Below are 10,007 nucleotides of genomic sequence, written 5' to 3' on the forward strand. Positions count from 1 at the left end.
GGGCAGGCCGCTCAGCGCCGCAGCATCTGGCCGGTCTGGTTGTTGTCGGTGTCGATGGCCTGCTTGCCGAGAATCGTCAGCCTGGCTGCTCTTCCTCGACCACCTTGGCCAGCAGCTTGGCCACGGCCAGCGACTCGACGCGCTCGTCGGTCTCGACATGTATCGCGCGGTCGGCACCCAGCGCCAGGGCGGTACGCAGCTGCTCCTGGGCGGCCTTGGGGCCGATGGTGACGGCGACCACCTCGGTGGCCACGCCCTTTTCCTTCAGCCGCACCGCCTCTTCCACGGCGATCTCGCAGAAGGGATTCATGGCCATCTTGACGTTGGTGAGGTCGACGTCGCTGTGATCCGCCTTGACGCGAATCTTCACGTTGTAGTCGATGACGCGTTTGACCGCGACGAGTACTTTCATGGTGTCCTCGCTTGGTTCTTTTTCTGAACCATCTGGGTTAGGGACTCGCTGCCCGACCCGATACCGAGCCTGTCAGCGCTTCCTATGTCAGCAAGGCCCAGCCGTTCAGCACGAACCGGCTGACATGCCTCTATCTCCATGCGCTGCCCATGCGTTTCATGCAAGCGTTTGATAGGCACCGCACCGAAAAACCCTCTCAATGTGCCACAGGCGGACCCATGGCAACAATCCCTTCCACGACCGGACCTTGGCCAGCGCAATTGCACATTGCCCATCGTAGGGGTGTCCTGAGTCGTCTATTATGCCTATCATGGAGAATATCGAGAAGCAAACGACCGTTTTAATAACTATCGACGTTGGTGGTAGACCGTGGCCGACGGCGAAAGAGTGAGGAGCGACCGGATGTCAGAGCAAGTAGAGCGGGATTCAATGGAGTTCGATGTGGTCATCGTCGGCGCCGGACCTTCGGGCCTGGCCGCGGCCTGCCGCCTGATGCAGCAGGCCAATGAAGCCGAGCAGGAGCTGACGGTATGTGTCGTGGAGAAGGGCTCCGAAGTCGGCGCCCACATCCTCTCGGGTGCCGTCTTCGAACCACGCGCCCTAGCCGAACTCTTTCCCGACTGGGAAGAGCGCGGCGCCCCGCTCACCACACCGGCCATTCGTGACGAGCTCTACCTGCTCAAGGACGCCGAAAAGGCCCAGAAGCTGCCTAATGCCCTGGTACCCAAGAGCATGCACAATACCGGCGGCGACATGGCCCGCTACGTGATCAGCGCCGGCAATCTCTGCCGCTGGCTTGCCGAGCAGGCGGAAGGGCTCGGCGTGGAGGTCTTTCCCGGCTTTGCCGCCCAGGAAACCATTCAGGACGAGAATGGCACGGTCCAGGGCATCCTGATCGGCGACATGGGCGTCGCAGCCGACGGCACGCCCAAGGACAGCCATATGCCAGGCATGGAGCTGCGGGCCAAGTACACCCTGTTTGCCGAAGGCTCCCGTGGCCACCTGGGCAAGCGACTGATCGAACAGTTCAAGCTGGACGACGGCCGGGACCCGCAGCACTACGGCATCGGCCTCAAGGAACTGTGGGACATCCCCGCCGAGAAGCATGAGCCGGGCCTGGTGCTGCACGGCTCCGGCTGGCCGCTGGCCAAGGACACCCACGGCGCTGGTTCCTCTACCACGCCGAGAACCAGCAGGTGGTGGTCGGCCTGATCATGGACCTGTCCTACAAGAACCCCTGGCTGTCGCCCTTCGACGAATTCCAGCGCATGAAACACCACCCGGTGCTCAAGCAGCATCTGGAAGGCGGCAAGCGCGTGGCCTATGGCGCCCGCGCCATCACCAAGGGTGGCCTGAACTGCCTGCCCAAGATGACCTTCCCCGGCGGCCTCTTGATCGGTTGCGACGCCGGCACCCTGAACTTCGCCAAGATCAAGGGCCTGCACACCGCCATGAAGTCGGGGATGGTGGCAGCAGAGGCCGTCTTCAAGGCGATTGCGGGAGGGGATGAAGGTGGCCAGGAACTCACCGCCTTCACCGAGCGGTGGGAGGCGAGCTGGGCCTACGCCGAACTCAAGGAGAGCGCCAGCTTCGGCCCGGCGATCCACAAGTACGGCACCGTGGGGGGTGGCGCCTACAATTTCGTCAACCAGTTGCTGGGCGGCAAGCTACCCAATGTCCACGATACCATCCCGGACCATGCGGCACTCAAGCCTGCCAGCGAGTTCGAGAAGATCGACTACCCCAAGCCGGATGGCAAGCTCTCCTTCGACAAGCTCTCCTCGGTGTTCCTGTCGAATACCAACCATGAGGAGGACCAGCCCTGCCACCTGAAGCTCGAGGATCCGGAGTTGCCGATCCGCGAGAACCTGCCCAAGTACGCTGAGCCAGCCCAGCGCTACTGCCCGGCAGGCGTCTATGAGGTGATTGAAGGTGACGACGGCAAGCCGCAGTTCCAGATCAACTTCCAGAACTGCGTGCACTGCAAGACCTGCGATATCAAAGACCCCGCCCAGAACATCACCTGGGTGGCACCGGAGGGCGGCGGCGGCCCCAATTACCCGAACATGTAATCACCTCAGCCGAAAAAGGGCGTGCCAGGCGGCACGCCCTTTTGCTTTGGCGGCTGCAGGTGTCAGGCCAAGGCTTGCACCAAAGCCTCGACCACCCGCTCCTGCTCCTCGGCCTGGAGGTAGGGGTGCATCGGCAGGCTGAGTATCTCCCGGCATACCGCCTCGGTGACAGGCAGTTGACAGTCAGGATCGGCAACGGCGGGCTGGTGATTGAGGGGAAGCGGGTAGTGAACGGCGGTCGGTATGCCGGCATCGGTCAGCGTCGCCTGCACCCCATCACGGCGTGGCACGCGGATGCTGTATTGGGCATGAACGCTGGTGTTGCCTGCCGCCACGGTCGGCGCTGTGACGACACCGGACTCGCCCAGCAGTCGATCGTAGCGTTCGGCCGCCTGCTGCCTCAGCGCCACTTCTTCGTCGAAGATCGCCAGCTTGGTCAGCAGGATAGCGGCCTGCAGCGTATCCAGGCGGCTGTTCATGCCGATCCGGGTATGGTGATAACGCCGTGCCTCGCCATGGCGTGCCACGAGACGAATCGCCTCCGCCAGGGCATCGTCATCGGTGAACAGGGCACCCCCGTCACCGTAGGCTCCCAGGGGCTTGCTGGGGAAAAAACTGGTGGTCGCAACTCGACTCAGGCTGCCCGAGCGCCGGCCGTGCTGGGTGGCACCGAAACTCTGGGCGGCATCCTCCACCACGCAGAGCCCATGGCGCTGCGCCAGTGTCTCGATCGCCTCCATGTCGGCGCACTGTCCGAACATCGAGACCGGCATGATGGCGCGAGTTCGAGGGGTAACGGCCCCCTCGACCCGGGCAGGATCGAGCAGGTAGGTGTGCGGGTCGATGTCCACATAGACCGGCCTGGCACCGGCCAGGACCACGCTTTCAGCACTGGCTATGAAGGTGAAGCCGGGAACGATGACTTCATCGCCAGGGCCGATATCGAGCGCCATCAGTGCGATCTGCAGTGCATCGGTGCCATTGGCGCAGCCGATGCAGTGGGCGACTCCCGCATAGTCGGCAAGGCGACGTTCCAGCTCGACCACCTCTGGCCCCATCACATAGCGGCCATGTGCCAGCACGGCCTCGATCGCCGCATCGAGCTGCGGACGGATCCGTGCCTGCTGAGCTGCAAGGTCGATGAAATGCATGAGCTCTCCTCGGATCAGGCGCGGGCAGCCAGGGGACGAGCCGATGAAAGCTCGCCCAGTTGCGGGTGAGCCTCGCCTTCACGCGGTGATTCGGGCACCGCCAGGCCCAAGCCATAGACGGTCTCGAGGCAGTGCCGTACGGTCTCGATACCGAAGCCCCTGCCGGCGAGTATTTCGCGATAGCTGACGGTATGCAGGTCGGTGAAACCGCTGGAGAACTCAAACTCTTCGCCATCGCAGGTAATGCTGCGATAGGTCGAATGCTGGCCGCGCACGCGCTCGGGGAGATCCTCGGCATCGATGGAAAGGAACCAGCGCACGCGCGCCTTCTCATATTCGAGGTAACCGGCAGCCTTGTGCTCATCGTGGTAGTGCAGCACCTGCTCCTTTAGTTCACCGAAGATCACATGCAGCATATCGAAGAAGTGAATGCCGATCTCAGCCATGACGCCGAATGACTTGCGCGGATCCCCCTTCCAGCTGGCCAGGTACCAGGGGCCGCGCGCGGTGATATAGGTCAGGTCGACGTCGTACTGCCCTTCCCGCTGCTCGGCCAGCACCTTGTCGCGCAGTTCGTGAATGGCCGGGTGGTGGCGCAGCTGCATGATGCTGTAGACGCGACGGTGGGTCTCCTCCTCGATACAGCGCAGCTCATCGAGCTGGGCCGTGTCGACACCAGCGGTTTCTCGCAGATCACATCACAACCCAACTGGAGGCCGGCCGTGATATGGGCGCTGTGAAGATGGTTGGGGGAGCAGACCACCCAGTAGTCGATCGCCTTGGTCTGCTGGCGCCTGAGACGCCAGGCATGCTCCATGAAATACTCGAATTCGGTAAAGAATGCGCAATCGGTCGAGATGGAATCGATGATGCCGACTGAATCGTTGATGTCGTAGGCCGCCACCAGCGTATGCCCCATGTCCTTGATGGCCTGCATATGTCGAGGCGCGATATAGCCGGCCGCACCAATCAAGGCAAAATTCATCAGCTTTTCTCCTCGGATTCCATTTCCGTTGCTTGCTGGCGTTCAGGCATCTTGCCGGTCTTGAACCCCAAGCGTCCACCTGTGCCGAACCAATGCCCCGGGTCCAAAGAGTGGCGAAACAAGCCAGCAAGAGATAATTGATTTTACGGCCTCTGGCGGTTGAAATTAAGTCGACTTACGTTCCCTGCCCTGATCCTGCTCAAGCCGGTGCCAGATAACACCTAGCCGCTAGCCACAGGATGCAAATCCTTGCGAATCCAATCGCTCCAGGAGCCCACATAAAGACGCGGCAATGGGCGGCCGGCAATGGCATAGGCAAGGATATTGTGGCAGGCGGTGACGCCGGAACCACAATAGGCAATGACCGCATCGGCGTCCGGCAGCTCGCCATCGAGCTGTTCGGCCGGCTTGAAATGGCCGTCGTCATCCAGATTGGCTGCGCTGGGCCGACATTGGGCACCCGGGATATGACCAGCGATGGGGTCGATGGGCTCGACCTCGCCGCGAAAGCGCTCCAGGCTGCGCGCATCGACCTTCATGTCACGGCCGGTCAGCACCGTACCGGCATCGACCCAGGAAGTATCGTCGTAGTGGGGCTTCCAGTTGCTGGGCTCAGGGAGAGGCTCCCTGCCCAGTACCAGCGGTCCGCCCGTGCCCTGCCATGCCCTCAAGCCGCCGTCCAGGACCCGTACGTCGGAATGGTCGGCCCAGCAGGACAGCATCCACCAGGCCCGGGCCGCCGCCAATTGTCCTCCCATGTCATCGACCACCACCACCGGCCTGCCGGGCGTGATACCAAGGCGTTGCACCACGGCAGTGAAAGCACCGGGGGTCGGCAGGGGATGGCGACCACCCTCTCCCGGCGGCCCGGCAAGATCGCGGTCCAGGTCGAGATGATGACTGGTGGGAATATGCCCGGCCTCCCAAAGGCGTCGCCCGGCTTCCGGCTCCCCCAGGCGGACACGACAGTCGAGCACGAGCGGAGGGCTCCCCGCCTCGAGTGATTCGGCAAGCTCCGCGGCGGATATCAGCACACGATGCATGTTCAAGCTCCTTGATCCTGGGGGCCACTCTCGAAGATCCGTCAAAATGGGAAGATCCCGAGAATCGAAATCAGGGACTCGATGCTGCCATAGGTGTGGACAGCATCTCGATGGGGCTCGCCGCGCCAGTAGCCGGCGCCGTCCCGCCTGGGCAAAACGCACTTCGATGACCGGATCCACCGGGTCGCCCTCCACCACGGCAATCTCGCCCTCACCGAAGACCGCGTGCCGCAGCCACTGCCCCGGAAGGAACTCGCCCGCCGTATAGGCGGCATGTGGTTCGGCCAGGGTAGAGTCGGCCAGTGGCCGAAGGGGGATCTCATGGCCCAGTGTCTCGAGATAGCGGGCCACCAGCGTCGGCGAGGTGACGGCCAGCGGAGAGGCATCGCTGTCGACACCTTCCAGGCGGGCGGCAACCCGCGTGCAATCCTGCCAGGCCATCTCGGCGATGAACCGGCTGGGTCGATGCGCTCCCCCATCATGCAGGATGCGCAGCCGTTCCCGGGCACGGGTGATGGCCACATAGAAGAGCCGTCGCTCCTCCTCCAGCCGCTCCGGGGTCAACGGGTTGTCGCGACTGTAATGGGGAAAATCCTCCTCATTGGCCCCGGCCAGGACCACGAGCGGCCACTCCAGCCCCTTGGCGCCGTGCACGGTGGTGATCAGGATACCGCCAGCGTGGTTCTCCACCGGCCGCTCCAGCAGTTCGATGAAGGCATCGATCTCCTTTACCTCAGCGGCCTGCTCGACCAGCACATCGAGCAGCCGGACATCCTCCTCTCCCTTCTCACGCCTTGCGGCTGCGCGCTTGAGCACCTTCTCGGCGTCGAGGCTCTCCACCACATGGGCCAACAGTCGGGCGGGTGACCAGCGGCCCAGGCGCGGCAGCTCGCAGAGCAGAGCCCAGCGCCGCTTGAGATTGCGCCGCTGGATCGGCTTGAGACTGGCCATCAGCGGATCGTGCCGGTCGGGGAAGGCTTGGGTCTCCGCCAACCGCCTGGCCAACGCCGACAGCCGCTCGCGGGCCACGAATGGGGTCGGCTGCTCCAGGAGCCGCTGCACCAGCTCGGGATCGTGCAGCAGGGCAGCATTCCGTGCCACCCTCAGGTAGCCGGACAGGGCCTGCACTAGTGGCAGCCGGAATACGAAGCGATCCTCGCGGGAGAGCCGAAAGGGTATGCCCGCCTGGAGAAGCCGCAGCTGGAAAGGCACCGACAGCGCCCAGCTGCGTACCAGCAGGCAAGCCTCATCGAGACGACGCCCCTCCTCCTGCCAGATGGCCAGCGCCTGGGGCAGTGCCTCCCTGCCCTGGTCCACGGCCAGGGTAGTGCGGGGATTGTCCGGTGCGGCAAGGCAGAGCTGGTCGGGCCGACGACGGTTGGCGGCGATGGCATGGTTGGCTGTCAGCGCCAGTGCATGCCCGTGGCGGAAGGTGGTCGAAAGGGGGTAGTCGATGGCGGTGCCGAAGGTATCGGTGAAGTGCTCACGCATGGCCTCGGGATGGGCGCCACGCCACTCGTAGATGCACTGATTGGCATCCCCCACGGCCATGACGTCGCTTCACGCCCGGCCAGGGTGGCCAGCAGGCGCAGCTGCGCCTGGTTGATGTCCTGATACTCATCGATGATGACATGGTCCAGGTAGCCCTGGACACGCCTTGCCAGCTGCGGGTCGGCCTCCAGCGCACACAGCGGCCGGTACAGCAGATCGGAAAATGTCATCAACCCATGGTCGGCCAGCAGTTGCTCGAGACGCTGGAAGGCCGCCACGAAATGCCGCGACTCGTCACCGAAATCGAGCCGCTCGTGGAGTGCTTGCGGCGCCACCATCTCGGCCTTCACCAGGCCACAGAAGTGGGCAAGCGTCTCGAGGGTATCCGCCTCCAGCGCCGTCTCGCGCTGCGCCGGATCCTCCAGTACTTCCAGGGTGGCCTGGCGCAGCAGGCGCTCCACCTGCCAGTCGGTGGAAAGCAGTCGGCGTTCCGGCAGCACACCCCAGCGAGTCAGACTTCCGGTCAGCCGATGGCCAAGGGCGTGAAAGGTACGCACATCGGGCAGCCGCTGGCCCCGGGGGGCCATGGTCGCCAGGCGCTGCTGGAAATCCTCCCGGGCCGAGCGATTGAACATCAGCACCAGGATACGGTTGGCAGGCACGCCACTGGCCAGCAGGTGTAGCACCCGGGCCACCAGCGTGGTGGTCTTGCCGGCCCCGGCCACGGCAGCGACCCGGGCATGCCCGGAGCCATGGGCGACCACGGCCTGCTGCTCCTCGGTGAGTTTCATGAAGCCTCATCCGGTGCGTCGCCAGGCAGTTCGCCCAGCGGCTGCCAGACACCTCCGCTGGTGAGCCCCAGCTCGATGCGACCGGTATCGGTGGTGCGCTGCTCGCCGGCCTCCACCAGGCGATAGAAAACGTTGCGCCCCAGCCTGGCGGAGAGGCCGAAGCGTATGTCGACTTCCGGGACCGCCACTCCATCAGGGTCTCGCTGACCCTGAGGCGGTGCTCATCACCCAGGCACAGCCGGTCGCCGACGTTGGTTGTCAGCCGCCAGTTATCGCCCTCCAGCTCGGCATCGACGATGACGAAGGGGCGGTCCTCCACTTGAATGCGCTGCTTCTCGACCGGTGTCACCAGATAATGATGACCGTCCTGCTCGCGGCGCAGCAGCGTCGACAGCAGCCGGACCAGGCGTGGGCGTCCAATGACCGTGCCTTCATGAATCCAGCGCCCGTCGGAAACGATGATCAAGTCCATTTCGCCGGCCTGCTGGGGATCCCAGCGGTCCACGGGGGGGACCTTCCCTACCGGTTCCACATGCTCGAGTAGCGGCTCCAGGTTCATCTACTGCCTCCGGCATGAATCGCTGAACAGGCCTCTCCGACCCCGGCCACTGCAGCGGGAGTCCCTGACACCAGTCTATACCAGGCCGGCAGTGGCCAGGGCGTTGCGGATCTCTGCAGGCGCCTCCGGCACGGCCGCTCGAAACAGCCGGTAGAAATTTGCCGTGGTCTGCATGGCGACCTCCTCGATACTGATGCCTCGCTCACGCGCGATGCATTCGGCCACCTCGACCACCCAGGCCGGCTCGTTGGGCCTGCCCCGGTGGGGAACCGGCGCCAGGTAGGGGCTGTCCGTCTCGATCAGCAGCCGGTCCAGCGGCACTCGACGAGCGACATCACGGATTGACTCGGCGTTGCGGAAGGTGACGATACCCGACAACGAAATCGAAAAGCCATGACGCACGGCCTCTCGGGCCATGTCCAGGTCTTCGGTGAAGCAGTGCAACACGCCGCCAACCGCCGGATCGGTATGCTCGCGGATCAGGGCCAGGGTCTCTTCCCGCGCCTCCCGGGTATGCACGATGACCGGCAACTGAAGCTCGGTGGCAGCGATCAGGTGGCGGCGAAAACGTGCCAGCTGCACTTCTCTCGACGGCACGCTGTCGGGGGCCTTGTCGAGATAGTGATAATCGAGCCCACACTCCCCGATGGCCACGGCGCCATAGCGGTCGGCACAGGTCTTGATCGCCTCGACGTCGGGCTCGTCATCCACCCGATGCAGCGGATGAACGCCGGCGGAGATCACGACGTCGGGGTGCTCGCGGCTGATCCTGGCAAGCTCCGGCACCGCTTCCAGCGTGACCGCGATGGCCAGGAACTGGCGAACGTCGCGGGCACGGGCGGCATCCAGGGTGGCGGCGATATCTCCCCCATGAGTCTGGGGGTCGAGGCGATCAAGGTGGCAATGGGAATCGACGAACATGCGGAAAACGACTCATCAGGTATGGGGCAGTATGACTGAGCGCAGGCAGTTTTCAGACAAAGCTTAGCGCTCAAAGGGTATAGGTCGGCGCACCCTTGTCCAGCTGGCCGGCGAGCAGGGTTTCGATCCGGTCCCTCACCGGCTGGTCTTCGGGACTGAAGTGAATGCCGATACCTGGCACGCGGCGTCCTGCCACACCATCCGGTGAGACCCAGACGACCTGGCCGGTCACCGGCATGCGCTCACTGTCACCGGGCAGGGTCAGCAGCAGGTAGACCTCCTGGCCCAGCTCGTAGCGCTCGCGGGTGGGAACGAAGATACCGCCTCGCTCCAGCAGCGGCATGTAGGCGGAAAGCAGGGTCTGTGTATCCTGAATGGCCAGCGACAAGGCCTTCTGTGGTGCCATGCGAACTCCTCCCTTCATCCCTGCGTCAGGAACGCAGCAGGGCCGACCAGCGAACCAGCCAGGCCTCGAGAACCAGCTGGGGGTTGGGGTTGCCGCCGGCAGCCAGCAGGCGGCGCTGTTCTCGAGCATAGTCCAGCAGCCGGAACCAGTCGCGAACGCGGGCGTTCTTGACAGCC

General features: G+C 64.1%; 7 protein-coding genes and 5 pseudogenes. 1 reads left to right on the plus strand and 11 read right to left on the minus strand.

Translation table 11 applies throughout. The features are described from left to right. Positions 1–412: pseudogene (locus Q427_RS22635) on the minus strand (electron transfer flavoprotein subunit beta/FixA family protein); the annotation flags it as partial. Between the two features lie 402 nt (positions 413–814). Between Q427_RS22635 and Q427_RS22640 the strand changes: the two are divergent. After that, a pseudogene (locus Q427_RS22640) lies at positions 815–2,484 on the plus strand (electron transfer flavoprotein-ubiquinone oxidoreductase). Positions 2,485–2,546: 62 nt separating this feature from the next. Here Q427_RS22640 and Q427_RS22645 read toward each other — a convergent pair. The 10 genes and pseudogenes from Q427_RS22645 to Q427_RS31605 all read right to left on the minus strand — a co-directional run. Continuing rightward, positions 2,547–3,635, minus strand: coding sequence for a DegT/DnrJ/EryC1/StrS family aminotransferase (locus Q427_RS22645; protein WP_043517474.1), 1,089 nt, complete (start codon positions 3,633–3,635; stop codon positions 2,547–2,549). 14 nt (positions 3,636–3,649) lie between these two features. Continuing rightward, positions 3,650–4,240 (minus strand): Gfo/Idh/MocA family oxidoreductase, encoded by a 591-nt coding sequence (locus Q427_RS36510; protein ID WP_331280689.1) that lies wholly within the window; start codon positions 4,238–4,240, stop codon positions 3,650–3,652. Beyond that, positions 4,153–4,620: a Gfo/Idh/MocA family oxidoreductase gene (locus Q427_RS36515; RefSeq protein WP_331280690.1), complete on the minus strand. Its 468-nt coding sequence runs from the start codon at positions 4,618–4,620 to the stop codon at positions 4,153–4,155. Before Q427_RS36515 ends, Q427_RS36510 begins: the two co-directional genes overlap by 88 nt. A 221-nt stretch (positions 4,621–4,841) precedes the next feature. Beyond that, the gene (locus tag Q427_RS30575) at positions 4,842–5,663 is read right to left on the minus strand and encodes a sulfurtransferase (protein WP_081786165.1); all 822 of its coding nucleotides are present in this window, start codon (positions 5,661–5,663) and stop codon (positions 4,842–4,844) included. 111 nt (positions 5,664–5,774) lie between these two features. Next, positions 5,775–7,945: pseudogene (locus Q427_RS22655) on the minus strand (ATP-dependent helicase); the annotation flags it as partial. Continuing rightward, on the minus strand, positions 7,942–8,133 hold the full coding sequence (locus Q427_RS36520) for a DUF1285 family C-terminal domain-containing protein (RefSeq protein WP_331280691.1): 192 nt from the start codon (positions 8,131–8,133) through the stop codon (positions 7,942–7,944). The pseudogene Q427_RS22655 and the gene Q427_RS36520, both read right to left, overlap by 4 nt. Before the next feature lie 182 nt (positions 8,134–8,315). Continuing rightward, positions 8,316–8,504 (minus strand): annotated as a pseudogene (locus Q427_RS36525) (DUF1285 domain-containing protein); the annotation flags it as partial. Between the two features lie 75 nt (positions 8,505–8,579). Next, positions 8,580–9,425 carry a TatD family hydrolase gene (locus tag Q427_RS22665; protein ID WP_043517476.1) on the minus strand — a complete coding sequence of 282 codons (846 nt, stop codon included), beginning with the start codon at positions 9,423–9,425 and terminating at the stop codon, positions 8,580–8,582. 70 nt (positions 9,426–9,495) lie between these two features. Further along, positions 9,496–9,831 carry a PilZ domain-containing protein gene (locus Q427_RS22670; RefSeq protein WP_043517477.1) on the minus strand — a complete coding sequence of 112 codons (336 nt, stop codon included), beginning with the start codon at positions 9,829–9,831 and terminating at the stop codon, positions 9,496–9,498. Positions 9,832–9,856: 25 nt separating this feature from the next. Then, positions 9,857–10,007, minus strand: a pseudogene (locus Q427_RS31605) (DNA polymerase III subunit delta'); the annotation flags it as partial.

The organism is Halomonas sp. BC04 (genome assembly GCF_000568385.1).

Bases quoted from the DNA above. Each gene is read 5' to 3' on its own strand.
- Q427_RS22645 (WP_043517474.1), bottom strand. From the start codon at position 3,635: ATGCATTTCATCGACCTTGCAGCTCAGCAGGCACGGATCCGTCCGCAG.
- Q427_RS22670 (WP_043517477.1), bottom strand. From the start codon at position 9,831: ATGGCACCACAGAAGGCCTTGTCGCTGGCCATTCAGGATACACAGACC.
- Q427_RS36510 (WP_331280689.1), bottom strand. From the start codon at position 4,240: ATGCAGCTGCGCCACCACCCGGCCATTCACGAACTGCGCGACAAGGTG.
- Q427_RS36515 (WP_331280690.1), bottom strand. From the start codon at position 4,620: ATGAATTTTGCCTTGATTGGTGCGGCCGGCTATATCGCGCCTCGACAT.
- Q427_RS22665 (WP_043517476.1), bottom strand. From the start codon at position 9,425: ATGTTCGTCGATTCCCATTGCCACCTTGATCGCCTCGACCCCCAGACT.
- Q427_RS30575 (WP_081786165.1), bottom strand. From the start codon at position 5,663: ATGCATCGTGTGCTGATATCCGCCGCGGAGCTTGCCGAATCACTCGAG.